This window comes from Variovorax sp. FW305-3-2-15-B-LB1, from assembly GCF_058787635.1.
The window spans coordinates 79,626-93,641 of record NZ_JBYSZY010000007.1; the positions used below are offsets into that span (position 1 = coordinate 79,626).

At 65.3% G+C, this 14,016-nt stretch carries 14 protein-coding genes; 8 read left to right on the plus strand and 6 right to left on the minus strand.

The features are described 5' to 3' along the window. Nucleotides 1–19 precede the first annotated feature (19 nt). Together AC3WQR_RS06705 and AC3WQR_RS06710 are read left to right on the plus strand one after the other, a co-directional pair. A complete protein-coding gene (locus AC3WQR_RS06705; RefSeq protein WP_492741512.1) occupies nt 20–1,717 on the plus strand; it encodes an NAD+ synthase in 1,698 nt (565 codons plus the stop codon). Continuing rightward, nucleotides 1,714–2,052, plus strand: a complete 339-nt coding sequence (locus tag AC3WQR_RS06710) for a P-II family nitrogen regulator (RefSeq protein WP_056580191.1) — start codon at nt 1,714–1,716, stop codon at nt 2,050–2,052. The genes AC3WQR_RS06705 and AC3WQR_RS06710 overlap by 4 nt, the downstream gene beginning before the upstream one ends. Nucleotides 2,053–2,183: 131 nt before the next feature. Here the strand turns inward: AC3WQR_RS06710 and AC3WQR_RS06715 are convergent, their stop codons facing one another. The 6 genes from AC3WQR_RS06715 to AC3WQR_RS06740 are packed head-to-tail and all read right to left on the minus strand — an operon-like array spanning nt 2,184 to nt 5,637. Continuing rightward, the gene (locus tag AC3WQR_RS06715; RefSeq protein WP_492741514.1) at nt 2,184–2,774 is read right to left on the minus strand and encodes an LOG family protein; all 591 of its coding nucleotides are present in this window, start codon (nt 2,772–2,774) and stop codon (nt 2,184–2,186) included. 31 nt (nt 2,775–2,805) lie between these two features. Then, nucleotides 2,806–3,204, minus strand: coding sequence for a diacylglycerol kinase (locus AC3WQR_RS06720; RefSeq protein ID WP_062481435.1), 399 nt, complete (start codon nt 3,202–3,204; stop codon nt 2,806–2,808). Beyond that, nucleotides 3,201–3,761 carry an RDD family protein gene (locus AC3WQR_RS06725; protein WP_492741516.1) on the minus strand — a complete coding sequence of 187 codons (561 nt, stop codon included), beginning with the start codon at nt 3,759–3,761 and terminating at the stop codon, nt 3,201–3,203. The genes AC3WQR_RS06720 and AC3WQR_RS06725 overlap by 4 nt, the downstream gene beginning before the upstream one ends. 12 nt (nt 3,762–3,773) lie before the next feature. Beyond that, complete coding sequence (locus AC3WQR_RS06730) at nt 3,774–4,589, minus strand: DUF3106 domain-containing protein (RefSeq protein WP_492741517.1); 816 nt, start codon at nt 4,587–4,589, stop codon at nt 3,774–3,776. 59 nt (nt 4,590–4,648) lie between these two features. Continuing rightward, nucleotides 4,649–5,074 (minus strand): DUF3619 family protein, encoded by a 426-nt coding sequence (locus AC3WQR_RS06735; RefSeq protein ID WP_062478060.1) that lies wholly within the window; start codon nt 5,072–5,074, stop codon nt 4,649–4,651. Then, the gene (locus AC3WQR_RS06740; RefSeq protein ID WP_062478063.1) at nt 5,071–5,637 is read right to left on the minus strand and encodes an RNA polymerase sigma factor; all 567 of its coding nucleotides are present in this window, start codon (nt 5,635–5,637) and stop codon (nt 5,071–5,073) included. The genes AC3WQR_RS06735 and AC3WQR_RS06740 overlap by 4 nt, the downstream gene beginning before the upstream one ends. Before the next feature lie 283 nt (nt 5,638–5,920). On the opposite strand from AC3WQR_RS06740, the gene AC3WQR_RS06745 reads away from it, so the two are divergent. The 6 genes from AC3WQR_RS06745 to AC3WQR_RS06770 all read left to right on the plus strand — a co-directional run bounded on the left by AC3WQR_RS06745 (nt 5,921) and on the right by AC3WQR_RS06770 (nt 13,992). After that, nucleotides 5,921–7,705, plus strand: a complete 1,785-nt coding sequence (locus AC3WQR_RS06745; protein ID WP_062478065.1) for an acetolactate synthase 3 catalytic subunit — start codon at nt 5,921–5,923, stop codon at nt 7,703–7,705. Between the two features lie 105 nt (nt 7,706–7,810). Beyond that, nucleotides 7,811–8,302: an acetolactate synthase small subunit gene (gene ilvN / locus AC3WQR_RS06750; protein ID WP_062478068.1), complete on the plus strand. Its 492-nt coding sequence runs from the start codon at nt 7,811–7,813 to the stop codon at nt 8,300–8,302. Nucleotides 8,303–8,450: 148 nt separating this feature from the next. After that, nucleotides 8,451–9,467 carry a ketol-acid reductoisomerase gene (gene ilvC, locus AC3WQR_RS06755; protein ID WP_062478069.1) on the plus strand — a complete coding sequence of 339 codons (1,017 nt, stop codon included), beginning with the start codon at nt 8,451–8,453 and terminating at the stop codon, nt 9,465–9,467. A gap of 193 nt (nt 9,468–9,660) precedes the next feature. Beyond that, nucleotides 9,661–10,485, plus strand: a complete 825-nt coding sequence (gene pssA / locus AC3WQR_RS06760) for a CDP-diacylglycerol--serine O-phosphatidyltransferase (protein WP_062478071.1) — start codon at nt 9,661–9,663, stop codon at nt 10,483–10,485. A 211-nt stretch (nt 10,486–10,696) separates the two neighbouring features. Further along, complete coding sequence (leuA, locus tag AC3WQR_RS06765) at nt 10,697–12,400, plus strand: 2-isopropylmalate synthase (protein ID WP_492741518.1); 1,704 nt, start codon at nt 10,697–10,699, stop codon at nt 12,398–12,400. A 53-nt stretch (nt 12,401–12,453) separates the two neighbouring features. Next, on the plus strand, nt 12,454–13,992 hold the full coding sequence (locus AC3WQR_RS06770; protein ID WP_070060915.1) for a 2-isopropylmalate synthase: 1,539 nt from the start codon (nt 12,454–12,456) through the stop codon (nt 13,990–13,992). Nucleotides 13,993–14,016: the final 24 nt, after the last annotated feature.

Genomic DNA, 14,016 nt, shown 5'->3' on the forward strand with positions numbered 1-14,016 from the left:
GCCTTTTTCTTCCTTCTGTATGACGCTCAAGCTCGCCATCGCGCAACTCAATTTTGTGGTGGGCGACCTCGTCGGCAATGCGCAGAAGATCGTCGGCGCCGCACGCGAGGCCTACGCGCAAGGCGCGCGCCTTCTGCTGACACCCGAACTCTCGATTGCCGGCTATGCGGCGGAGGACCTGTTCCTCCGTCCCGCCTTCACCGAAGCCTGTGATGATGCCGTGAAAGGCATCGCGGCCGCGCTGGCCGACCTCAAAGACATGGTCGTGGTGGTGGGGCATCCCAGCGGCGGCAGCCTGCGCAGCCGGTCTGTGGCCGTGCAGCTGCGTCACAACGCGGCCAGTGTCATCAAGGAAGGCCGCATCCTCGAGACCTACGCCAAGCGCGAGCTGCCGAACTACCAGGTGTTCGACGAGCGCCGCTACTTCACGCCGGGGCAGGGCACCTGCGTGTTCGAGGCGGGCGGCGTGTCGGTGGGCCTGCTGATCTGCGAGGACGCCTGGTTCGACGCGCCGGCCGAGCTGGCGCGCGCCGGCGGCGCCGAGGTGCTGGCGGTGATCAACGCCTCGCCGTACCACGTGGGCAAGGAAGGCGAGCGCGTGGCGCGCATGGCCGACCGCGCACGCGCCGTGGGCCTGCCGCTGGTCTACGCGCACCTGGTGGGCGGGCAGGACGAGGTGGTGTTCGACGGTGCCTCCTTCGCGCTGCAGGCCGACGGCGCGCTGGCCGCGCAGGCCGAGAGCTTTCGCGAGCGGCTGGTCTTCATGGAACTCGCGCGCGGGGCGCAGGGTGGCGTCGCCGTCGTGGCCGACGCTGCTGCCATCGCCGCGCCGCGCGACGCCGAGGCGCAGCTGTGGGACGCGCTGGTGCTCGGCGTGCGCGACTACATCGGCAAGAACGGTTTTCCGGGCGCGATCCTGGGGCTGTCGGGCGGCATCGACTCGGCGCTGGTGCTCGCGATCGCGGTGGACGCGCTGGGCAAGGACAAGGTCCGCGCGGTGATGATGCCGTCGCCCTACACGGCCGACATCAGCTGGATCGACGCGCGCGATATGGCCGGCCGGCTGGGCGTGCGCTACGACGAAATTTCGATCCGGCACACCTTCGAGTCCTTCAAGGCCGCGCTGGCCGGGGAGTTCGCGGGCCGGCCGGAAGACACGGCCGAAGAGAACATCCAGGCCCGCATCCGCGGCACGCTGCTCATGGGGTTGTCGAACAAGTTCGGCGCCATCGTGCTGACCACCGGCAACAAGAGCGAGATGGCCACCGGCTACTGCACGCTCTACGGCGACATGGCGGGCGGTTTCGCGGTCATCAAGGACCTGCTCAAGACCACGGTGTTCGCGCTGGCGCGCTGGCGCAATGCCCATGATCCGTACGGCACCGGGGTGGCACCGATTCCCGGGCGCATCATCACGCGGCCCCCGAGCGCCGAGCTGCGCCCCGACCAGACCGACCAGGACAGCTTGCCGCCCTACGACGTGCTGGACGGCATCCTGGCACGCTACATGCAGGACGATGAAGGCATCGACGAGATCATTGCCGCGGGCTACGACCGCGCGGTGGTCGAGCGGGTTGCGCGGCTCATCAGGATCAACGAGTACAAGCGGCGCCAGGCGCCCGTAGGCATCCGGGTCACCCACCGAAGCTTCGGCAAGGATTGGCGTTACCCTATCACCAGCAAGTTCAACGAAACCGCCGGAGCACAAAAACCATGAAGCAGATCACCGCCATCGTCAAACCCTTCAAGCTCGAGGACGTGCGCGAAGCCCTCGCCGAGGTGGGTGTCACCGGCCTCACGGTGACCGAGGTCAAGGGCTTCGGCCGCCAGAAGGGCCACACCGAGCTGTACCGCGGCGCCGAGTACGTGGTCGACTTCCTGCCCAAGATGAAGGTCGAAGTGGTCGTCAACGAGAGCGACGTGGAGCGCTGCATCGAGGCCATCGTGAGCTCGGCGCGCACCGGCAAGATCGGCGACGGCAAGATCTTCGTGACCGAGGTGGAGCGCATCGTGCGCATCCGCACCGGCGAAGAAAACGAAAACGCAGTCTAGAGCTCGCCCCCAGGCTGCGCGCACTTCGTGTCGCTTCGCCAACCCCCTACCGGGGGCAACACCTGCGGCCCGGCAAAGCCGGTTCCGCGGTGTTCGCTGGAATGGGACCCCGAGGCTCTTGGGGTTTTCGGTCAGAGGTTTTCTGACAGCTTGTCGTCGCGGGGGTGCAGGGGGACTTCGGCGCGCAGCGCGGTCAGCAGTTCGGGCACGTCGGTGCCGGTGCGCACCAGGTCCATCTGCCATTCGCCCATGAAACCCTCGCGCACGCTGTGCGCCAGGAAGCTCAGCAGGCCGTCGTAGTAGCCGGCGGTGTTGAGGATGCCGGTCGGCTTGTCGTGGTAGCCGAGCTGGCGCCAGGTCCAGATCTCGAACAGTTCTTCGAAGGTGCCGATGCCGCCCGCCATCGCGAGGAAGGCGTCGGCGCGCTCGCCCATCATGGCCTTGCGCTCGTGCATGGTGTCCACCACGTGCAGTTCGTCGCACAGGGGGTTGGCCAGTTCCTTGTCGACCAGGGCCTTGGGGATGATGCCGACGACGCGGCCGCCGGCCTGGCGGGTGGCCTCGGCCACCGTGCCCATCAGGCCGGTGCGGCCGCCGCCGTAGACGAGCTGGCCGCGGTGGCTGCCGATCCACTGGCCCACGGCCTGGGCGGCCTGGGAAAACTCGGGGCGCTCGCCGGGGCGCGAGCCGCAATACACGCAAATCGAAAATTCAGGGGTCATCCTGCGATCATGCCGCAGGCGGCGGACCCGCTCATGACACGAAGCGTTGCCACAGGGCCGCGGCCCAGATGCCACCGCACAGCGTGAGCGACAGCAGGACGGCGGCGCTGCCCATGTCCTTCGCGCGCTTGGAGAGGTCGTGCCATTCGGGGCCGATGCGGTCGATAGCGGCTTCCACCGCCGTGTTGAGCAGCTCCACGATCATCACCAGGATGGCGCTGCCGGCGAGCAGCGCCACCTCGACCCAACTGCGCCCGAGCCAGAAGGCGGCCGGGATCATCAGCATCGACAGGATGGCTTCCTGGCGGAACGCCGGCTCGCTCCAGCCGGCGCGCAGGCCGTGCAGCGAGATCAGGGTGGCATGCCAGACGCGCTCGAAGCCCTTGCGGGCCTTCTGCGGATTCACGGCGGGGTCGGGCAGGGCACTCATTGGCGGCTCATCGGCTTGGAGGTGATGAGCCGCGTACCGGCCCAGGCGTCGTGCCAGAACTGGCGCTCGGGGTGAAAACGGGCCAGCAGCGCCCAGATGGCGACCCAGCCGAAGATCAGGACGGTCGATTCGCCGCCCGACAGCTTGAATGGGGCGATGGCGGCCAGCGGCGGCAGGAACCACACCCAGCTCAGCAGGTAGCGCGCGAGTGCGCGGCCCTGGCTGACGGGGCGGCCGTTGCGGTCGACGATGCGGATGTTCCAGGTCTTCATGGCCAGCGTCTGGCCTTTGGTCCAGAACCAGACGAAGTAGACGCCGAACACCACGAAGAGGAAGGCCTGCAGCAGGTGCCGCCGCTCGTCCATGGCGTCGCGCATCTGGCCCAGCGTGCTGAACAGCCAGCCGGACACGAACACGACCGCGAACAGCAACATGCCCTCATAGAGCCAGCAGGCCATGCGCCGCCACAGGCCGGGCACCGCGGGAGCGTTGGGGGTGGATGAAGAGGGCGAGGCGGACTGGCCGGGTCCCGAGGCCTCGGGCGAACTGGAAACCATCGAAACCTTCGGTCAGGGGGCGGAGGACGAGGCCGCGGGTGCCGTGGCCGCGGACGGCGCCGGCACCTGGGCCTCGGCGGGCACTGGCGGCGGCGTGAGGCTGCTCGGTGCCGACGCCGCTGGAGCGACGACGGTGCTGGCCGGCATGGCAGGGCGTTCCACGGCGGCAGGTGGCGTCGCCGGCGAACTCACCACGATGGCCGCCGGCGGCAGCACGGGCGTGGGGGGCGTGGCCGGCACGATGCGGGGCGTGTGCTGCCCGGGCGGCGTGACGGCCGGCACGGGCACGAGCTTCTGCGACGAGACCGGGCGCACCGGCAGGGCGGCGCCGCGGGGCTTGGGCGGGGCACTCTCGGCGAGCTTGCGTTTTTCTTCTTCGCTCAGCGCCTGGTACTGCTCCCACTTGAGCTTGCGCTCGTCGGCAGGCACGCGCTTGACCTCGGCGAAATTCAGGCGGGCCTGGGCGCGCTGCTGGTTACTCAGCGCCGCCCATTCGATCATGCGGCTGTGCAGCGTGACCTGGTCGTCGGCGGGCATGTTCGCGTAGTTGCGCGACAAGGCCAGCCACTTGCGCTTTTGGCCGGCGTTCAGCGTGTTCCAGTGCGAAGCCAGCGGCTTCAGGGCGTGCTGCTGCTCATTGCTCAGTTCGTTCCACAGGGGCTTGGTCGTGGCAACGGCCTTGGGGCTTGCCGCGCCATTGGTGGGCGCAGCGTGCGTGGCGGGCTTGGCGGCCTCGGGCAGCGTCTGTGCATCGGCCAGCGTCAGGCCGAAGGCCGCGGCTGCCAGCGCACCCGCCCAAACGACGGCGCCCGCCGGGAGCGGGCGCAACGGAAGCAGGGCTTTCGCACGGGAAACGGAGCGGCGTCGCATTCGGTCGGGCAAGGTGTTCAGTCGGAGGCGCTGTCGGACTTCAGGAATTGGGCGAAGCCGGGATCGGTGTAGGCGGCGGGCGGCAGGTCGCCCGTCAACAGGGCCGAGTCGACCTCGGCGAGTTCGCTGGCGCGGTCGTCGTCCTGCAGCACGCTGATGGTGATCAGGCCGGCTACCAGAGCGATCAGGGGCACCACGGAACCGATGCGCGTCCACCAGCTGCCGCCCAGTGTGACCGTGTGGCCCGACTGGACCGCGACGGGCGCCGTGCGCAGCTGCGGCGCCTGCTTGCGCGCGGCCACGGCCTGCGAACGGGCAACACGCAGGCGCTCGCTGATGTCGTGCGGCAAGGCTTGATTGCCGTCCGACAGCCGGGCCGCCAGCCGTTGGCCGAAGCGGTCTTCTGCTGCGCTGGATTGAGAGGTTGGAACCTTAGTGTTCATAGCGATATTCCCTTGGCCTTGAGCGCCTTGCTCAGAGCGTGGACAGCTCGCGAACAATGGGTTTTGACGCTGCCCTCGGAGCAGCCCATTGCGGCGGCCGTCTCTGCGACGTCCATTTCCTCCCAGTAACGCATCAGGAAAGCCTCGCGTTGACGGCCGGGCAAAGCCGCGATCTGTTCTTCGATTTCGTGAAAGACCTGGCTGCGGCGGGTGGTGTCTTCGGCGCTCTCCGATTCTCTGGAGTCGGTTGGCGAGACGAAGTTCTCCAGCAGGTCGAAATCTTCGCCGTTGTCGGCCGGTTCGAAGTCGCTCAGATTGGAAAAAAGGGCGCGGCGGGTCTTCTGGCGGCGGAACCAGTCGAGCGTGCAGTTCGACAGGATGCGCTGGAACAGCATCGGCAGTTCCTCGGCAGGCTTGTCGCCGTAGTGCTGGGCCAGCTTCATCATGCTGTCCTGCACGATGTCCAAGGCCGCTTCTTCGTCCCGCACGTGATAGACCGAGCGCTTGAAGGCCCGTCGTTCGACGTTTTTCAGGAAGTCGGAGAGTTCGTGTTCAGTAGCCAAATGAGAGGGGGCGGCGGGACGCGCCGCGTGGGGAGGATGTTTGGCGAACGCTCATGTTTTTATGCCGCGGATTATGCCTTTGTGCCAAGACAGGGCACCTGAAGCGAGTCTGAACGCGCCGGTAGTGTCATAATCCGCCTTGCAAGTCAAAAGGCAAACGGGTCACGGTCCGGCGGAACATCAGTCCGCTCATGGCTTTGGCCTCAAGTCCTGGCGCGGCCCCACAAGGGCTGGCAAGGGGCACCCAAGGTTTTTCGTTCCCGAAAAAACACAAAGGTTGATCATGGAAATCTCGAAGGCGGAACTCGCTTCCGCAGCAGCCGCGTCCTCTGGCGCCGGCAACACCACGCAAGAACTCATGGGCGCTGAAGTGCTGGTCAAGGCACTGCAGGCCGAAGGCGTCCAGTACATCTGGGGCTACCCGGGCGGCGCGGTTCTCTACATCTACGACGCGTTCTACAAGCAGGACACCATCCAGCACGTGCTGGTGCGCCACGAACAGGCCGCCGTGCACGCAGCCGACGGCTATGCGCGCGCCACCGGCGAAGTCGGCGTGGCACTGGTCACTTCCGGTCCCGGCCTGACCAATGCGGTCACCGGCATCGCGACGGCGTACATGGACTCGATCCCGATGGTGATCATTTCCGGCCAGGTGCCGACGGCCGCCATCGGCCTGGACGCCTTCCAGGAATGCGACACGGTCGGCATCACGCGCCCCATCGTCAAGCACAACTTCCTCGTCAAGGATCCGAAGGATCTGGCCATGACGATGAAGAAGGCCTTCCACATCGCACGCAGCGGCCGTCCCGGCCCCGTGGTGGTGGACGTGCCGAAGGACGTCTCCTTCAAGAAGATCCCGTACAGCGGCTATCCCGACAAGGTCGAGATGCGCTCGTACAACCCGGTGCGCAAGGGCCACGGCGGGCAGATCCGCAAGGCGCTGCAACTGCTGCTGGCGGCCAAGCGCCCCTACATCTACACCGGCGGCGGCGTGCTCCTGGGCAACGCCACGAACGAGCTGCGCACGCTGGTCGACATGCTGGGGTACCCCGTCACGAACACGCTGATGGGCCTGGGCGCCTATCCGGCGAGCGACCGCAAGTTCCTGGGCATGCTGGGCATGCACGGCACCATCGAAGCCAACAACGCGATGCAGAACTGCGACGTGCTGCTGGCCGTGGGGGCGCGCTTCGACGACCGCGTGATCGGCAATCCGAAGCACTTCGCGCAGAACGAACGCAAGATCATCCACGTCGACATCGACCCGTCGAGCATCTCCAAGCGCGTGAAGGTCGACATCCCGATCGTCGGCGACGTGAAGGACGTGCTCACCGAGCTCATCTCGATGATCCGCGAGAGCACCACCAAGCCTGACGCCGGCGCGCTGGCCGACTGGTGGAAGACCATCGAAAGCTGGCGCTCGCGCGACTGCCTCAAGTACGACCGCGACAACAAGGACGTGATCAAGCCGCAGTTCGTGGTCGAGACCCTCTGGAACATGACCAAGGACGCCGACACGTACATCACGTCGGACGTCGGCCAGCACCAGATGTGGGCCGCCCAGTACTACCGCTTCGACGAGCCGCGCCGCTGGATCAATTCGGGCGGCCTGGGCACCATGGGCGTGGGCATTCCCTACGCCATGGGCATCAAGCTCGCCAAGCCCGACTCGGAAGTGTTCACCATCACCGGCGAAGGCTCGGTGCAGATGTGCATCCAGGAGCTGTCGACCTGCCTGCAGTACAACACGCCGATCAAGATCTGCTCGCTCAACAACCGCTACCTGGGCATGGTGCGCCAGTGGCAGGAGATCGAATACTCCGGCCGCTACAGCCACAGCTACATGGACGCGCTGCCCAACTTCGTGAAGCTCGCCGAGGCCTATGGCCACGTCGGCATGCTGATCGAGCGTCCACAAGACGTGGAGCCGGCGCTGCGCGAGGCGCGCAAGCTCAAGGACCGCACGGTGTTCATGGATTTCCGTACCGACCCCACCGAGAACGTGTTCCCGATGGTCAAGGCCGGCATGGGCATCACCGAGATGCTGCTGGGTTCCGAAGATCTCTGATCCGGAACATTCGTTCGTTCAACCTTTACTGACGAATCTATTGCCCGCCAAGCCCGCGCATTACCGTGCACGGGGGAGGGCGGCGAAAAGAGGAGTCACGCCAACATGAAACACATCATTGCAGTGCTGCTGGAAAACGAGCCGGGTGCTCTTTCCCGCGTGGTGGGCCTGTTCTCGGCCCGTGGCTACAACATCGAATCGCTGACCGTGGCGCCGACCGAGGACGCAAGCCTCTCGCGCATGACCATCGTCACCAACGGCTCGGACGACGTGATCGAGCAGATCACCAAGCACCTGAACCGTCTCATCGAGGTCGTGAAGGTGGTCGACTTGACCGAAGGCGCCTACACCGAGCGCGAGCTCATGATGGTGAAGGTGCGTGCGGTGGGCAAGGAACGCGAGGAAATGATGCGCATGGCGGAAATCTTCCGTGGCCGCATCATCGACGTGACCGACAAGAGCTACACCATCGAGCTGACTGGCGACCACGGCAAGAACGACGCTTTCCTGGAAGCGATCGACCGCGGCGCCATCCTCGAGACGGTGCGCACCGGCGCCAGCGGCATCGGGCGCGGCGAACGCATCCTGCGGGTCTGACACCATGATTCGGAGCTCAGTCGCTGCCCGTTCGGGCTGAGCTTGTCGAAGCCTCCGCGCGAGCGGGGACTGCATTGAGCCCTTCGACAGGCTCAGGACGAACGGCACAACAACACACTGCAACTCGCTTATCTATCTGGAGAACATCATGAAGGTTTATTACGACAAGGACGCGGACCTGAGCCTCATCAAGGGCAAGACGGTTGCCATCATCGGCTACGGCTCGCAAGGTCACGCACACGCGCAGAACCTGAACGACAGCGGCGTCAAGGTCGTGGTCGGCCTGCGCAAGGGCGGCGCTTCGTGGGACAAGGTCGGCAAGGCCGGCCTGCAGGTCGCTGAAGTCGCTGACGCCGTGAAGTCGGCCGACGTCGTCATGATCCTGCTGCCCGACGAGCAGATCGCCGCCGTCTACAAGAACGACGTGGCCCCGAACATCAAGGAAGGCGCTTCGCTCGTCTTCGCGCACGGCTTCAACGTGCACTACGGTTTCGTGCAGCCGCGCGCCGACCTCGACGTGTGGATGGTCGCTCCCAAGGCTCCGGGTCACACCGTGCGCGGCACGTACACGCAAGGTGGCGGCGTGCCGCACCTGATCGCGGTGCACCAGGACAAGAGCGGCAAGGCGCGTGACCTCGCGCTGAGCTACGCCACCGCCAACGGCGGCGGCAAGGCCGGCATCATCGAGACCAACTTCCGCGAAGAAACCGAAACCGACCTGTTCGGCGAACAAGCGGTTCTGTGCGGCGGCACGGTCGAGCTGATCAAGGCTGGTTTCGAAACGCTGGTGGAAGCCGGCTACGCGCCCGAAATGGCGTACTTCGAATGCCTGCACGAGCTGAAGCTGATCGTCGACCTGATCTACGAAGGCGGCATCGCCAACATGAACTACTCGATCTCGAACAACGCCGAATACGGCGAGTACGTCACGGGCCCGCGCATCGTGACCGACGAGACCAAGAAGGCCATGAAGAAGGTCCTGCAGGACATCCAGACCGGCGAGTACGCCAAGAGCTTCGTGCTCGAAGCCGCTGCCGGCCAGCCGGTGCTGATCAGCCGCCGTCGCCTGAACGCTGAGCATCAGATCGAAGTCGTCGGCGAAAAGCTGCGCGCGATGATGCCCTGGATCAAGAAGAACAAGCTGGTCGACCAGACCCGCAACTGATCTTCAGAGGCAAGAGCCAACAGGGTGCTTCGGCACCCTGTTTCGGAGGGCCACCCGTCGCGGTGGCCCTTTTGTTTGAAGGGGAGTGCACGGGTCCCCTGAACTACACTGCGAAGCATGCGATTCACAGACCAAGATGCTATCGAATGGATAGCTGATCGGGCAGTTCCCACGAGGGACGGAGGCTATTTCAATGCATGACGACACTGTCCCCGACGACGCGCAGCCGCGCAAGCGTCGCAAGGGCATCTACATCCTGCCGAACCTGTTCACGCTGGCGGCGTTGTTCGGCGGCTTCTACTCGGTCGTGATGGCCATGAACGCGCGCTTCGACCTGGCCGCGCTCGGCGTGTTCGCCGCGATGGTGCTCGACAGCCTCGACGGGCGCGTGGCCCGCATGACTAACACGCAAAGCGCGTTCGGCGAGCAGATGGACTCGCTGTCCGACATGGTGTCCTTTGGCGCCGCGCCCGCGCTCATCGCCTACGAGTGGTCGCTCAAGGGCCTCGGACGCTGGGGCTGGATCGCCGCCTTCGTGTACTGCGCCTGCGCCGCGCTGCGGCTCGCGCGCTTCAACGTCAATACGGGCGTGGTCGACAAGCGCTGGTTCCAGGGCCTGCCGTCCCCGGCGGCCGCGGCATTGGTGGCGGGCTTCATCTGGCTCGTCAACGAATGGGGCAAGCGTGGTGGCGAGGTGCTGTACCTCTCGTGGACGCAGATCACCTGGGTCACTTTCGCCTTCACGCTCTACGCGGGTCTCACTATGGTGACCAATGCGCCGTTCTACAGCTTCAAGGACATCCAGATGAAGAAGAGCGTGCCCTTCGTCGTGATCGTGCTGATCGCACTGGGCATCGCAGTCATCAATATCCATCCGCCGACGGTGCTGTTCAGCCTCTTCGTGGCCTATGGCCTGAGCGGCTACGTGGTGTACGCATGGCGCAAGGCCAAGGGCCAGCCGGTGAGCGTGATCAGCACCTCGACCGAAGAGCCCGACGAGCGGGGGCTGCACAACTGAAGAAGCCCCGGGCCTTCACAGGCCCGCGAAGGCTGTGCTACATTCGCAACCCTCATGACCAAGATTTCGCTGCTGGCCCTACTAGCCCTCCCTCACGGGCGGAGACGGTAGCGCACGCGCTAATCCCTCATCACGGCCCGTTCGCACCAGCAACGGGCCGTTTGTCTTTTGGGGTTGCTGGTTGAGTTCCAACCATCACAGAGAAATCGACATGCTCAAGCAACCTCAAGCCAAATACCGCGCATTCGCCCCGATCGGTCTCAAGGACCGCACCTGGCCCGATGCCGTGCTGACGAAGGCCCCGATCTGGCTGTCGACGGACCTGCGCGATGGCAACCAGGCCTTGGTCGAACCCATGGACATCGCGCGCAAGATGCGCATGTTCGAAACCCTCGTGGCCATCGGCTTCAAGGAAATCGAAGTCGGCTTTCCCTCGGCGTCGCAGGTCGAATTCGACTTCGTGCGCAAGCTCATCGAAGAAGACCGCATTCCCGACGACGTGACGATCCAGGTGCTCACGCAAGCGCGTGACCACCTCATCGAACGCACCTTCGAAGCCTTGCAAGGTGCACCGCGCGCCATCGTCCACCTCTACAACGCGGTGGCCCCCGTGATGCGCCGCGTGGTGCTCGGCATGGACGAAGACCAGATCGTCGAACTCGCGAGCAGCCATGCCCGCATGTTCAACGACTTCGCCGCAAAGCAGCCGAACACGAAGTGGACCTTCCAGTACTCGCCCGAGATGTTCTCGGGCACCGACGTGGTGTTCTCCAAGCGTGTGGTCGATGCGGTCACCGAAGTCTGGGCGCCGACGCCCGAGCGCAGGTGCATCGTCAACCTGCCCACCACGGTGGAGCATTCCACGCCGAACATCTTCGCGGACATGATCGAGTGGATGCACCGCAACCTCGCGCGCCGTGACTCGATCGTGCTGTGCGTGCACCCGCACAACGACCGCGGCACCGGCACGGCGGCCGGCGAACTGGCCTTGATGGCCGGTGCCGAGCGCATCGAAGGTTGCCTTTTCGGCAACGGCGAGCGCACCGGCAACCTCGACCTCGTGAACGTCGCGCTTAACCTCTACACGCAGGGCGTTTCGCCGGAACTCGACTTCTCGAACATCGACGAGATCCGCGCCACGGTCGAGCACTGCAACCAGATTCCCGTACACCCGCGCCATCCGTACGTCGGCGACCTCGTCTACACCTCGTTCTCGGGCTCGCACCAGGACGCGATCAAGAAGGCCTTCGCCGCGCGCAAGGACGGCGACATCTGGGACATTCCGTACCTCCCCATCGACCCGAAGGACGTAGGCCGCAGCTACGAAGCCGTGATCCGCGTGAACAGCCAGTCGGGCAAGGGCGGCATGGCCTACCTGCTCGAGAGCGAGTACGGCCTCGAGATGCCGCGGCGCCTGCAGATGGAGTTCATGCAGGTCGTGCAGCGCGTGATGGACGTGGGCGGCAAAGAGCTCACTGCCGCCGACCTCTGGCAGATCTTCGTGAACGAATACGGCATCGAGACCGCCAAGGCCTTGCAACACCGCGTGATCCAGGAAGAAGGCGAGGGCGCCGAGGCCACGGTGGTACTGCGCGGCGACCTGCCGTGGGACGGTGAAACGCGCGCCATCGAAGGACGTGGCAACGGCCCGATCGACGCCTTCACGCAGGCACTGAGCCAGGCCACCGGCCACACGGTGCGCGTCATGGACTATCACCAGCACGCCATCGGCGCAGGCGCCGACGCCAAGTCGGTGGCCTACCTCGAGCTGCGCGTGGACGAGTCGCAGACGCTGTTCGGCGTCGGCATCGATGCGAACGTGATCTCGGCCTCGCTGAAGGCGATCGTGTCGGGGGTGCAGCGGGCCAGGGGCCGGGGCGCGCGCAGCGCACAATCGGTGGCTGAAGTCGCCTGACGCACCGGCACCAGCCTGACGCGCAAGGTGGGAACGAACCAAGGAGATCCACGATGACCGACCAACTCATTATTTTCGACACCACCTTGCGCGACGGCGAGCAGTCGCCCGGCGCCTCGATGACGCGCGACGAGAAATTGCGCATCGCCAAGCTGCTGGAGCGGCTCAGGGTCGACGTCATCGAAGCCGGCTTTCCGGCCAGTTCGAACGGCGACTTCGAGGCCGTGAAGGCCATCGCCAACGCGATCAAGGACTCGACGGTGTGCGGCCTGTCGCGTGCCAACGACCGCGACATCGCGCGCGCGGCCGAAGCCCTGAAGGGCGCGGCACGCGGGCGCATCCACACCTTCATCGCGACCTCGCCGCTGCACATGGAGAAGAAGCTGCGCATGTCGCCCGACGAGGTGCATGAGCAGGCCAAGCTGGCCGTGCGCTTCGCGCGCAACCAGATCGCCGACGTCGAGTTCAGCCCCGAAGATGGCTACCGCAGCGACCCCGACTTCCTGTGCCGCGTGCTCGAGACCGTGATCAACGAGGGCGCCACCACCATCAACGTGCCCGACACCGTCGGCTACGCCATTCCTGAGCTGTACGGCAACTTCATCAAGATGCTGCGCGAGCGCATTCCCAACAGCGACAAGGCGATCTGGTCGGTGCATTGCCACAACGACCTGGGCATGGCCGTGGCGAACTCGCTGGCCGGCGTGAAGATCGGCGGCGCGCGCCAGGTCGAGTGCACGATCAACGGCCTGGGCGAGCGCGCGGGCAACTGTTCGCTCGAAGAAGTGGTCATGGCCGTGAAGACGCGCAGGGACTACTTCGGGCTCGACCTGAACATCGACACCCAGCACATCGTGGCCGCCAGCCGCATGGTCAGCCAGACCACCGGCTTCGTGGTGCAGCCCAACAAGGCGGTGGTGGGCGCCAACGCGTTCGCGCACGCCTCGGGCATCCACCAGGACGGCGTGCTCAAGGCGCGCGACACCTACGAGATCATGCGCGCCGAAGACGTGGGCTGGACCGCCAACAAGATCGTGCTGGGCAAGCTCAGCGGCCGCAACGCCTTCAAGCAGCGCCTGCAGGACCTGGGCGTGACGATGGAAAGTGAAACCGAGGTCAACGCCGCGTTCGCGCGCTTCAAGGAGCTGGCCGACCGCAAGTCCGAAATTTTCGACGAAGACATCCTGGCGCTGGTCAGCGCGGAAGAGCTTTCGCACGTTGGTGAACAGTTTGCTTTCGTCTCTCTCTCCCAGCACAGCGAAACCGGCGAACGGCCTCAAGCCAAGATCGTGTTCACGGTCCAGGGCAAGGAAGTCACCAGCGAATCCGACGGCAACGGGCCGGTCGATGCGTCCCTCAAGGCCATCGAGGCCCACGTCAAGAGCGGCGCCGAGATGGTTCTTTACTCTGTAAACGCCATCAGCGGCTCGACGGAAAGCCAGGGAGAAGTTACAGTCCGGTTACAAAACGCAGGGCGGGTGGTCAACGGTGTGGGTGCAGACCCCGACATCGTGGTCGCTTCGGCAAAGGCTTATTTGAGTGCGCTCAACAAGTTACAGAGCCAAGCTGAGAGAGTGGCGGCACAAGGTTAGGTTTTCAGGCGTTCCTTGGTATTC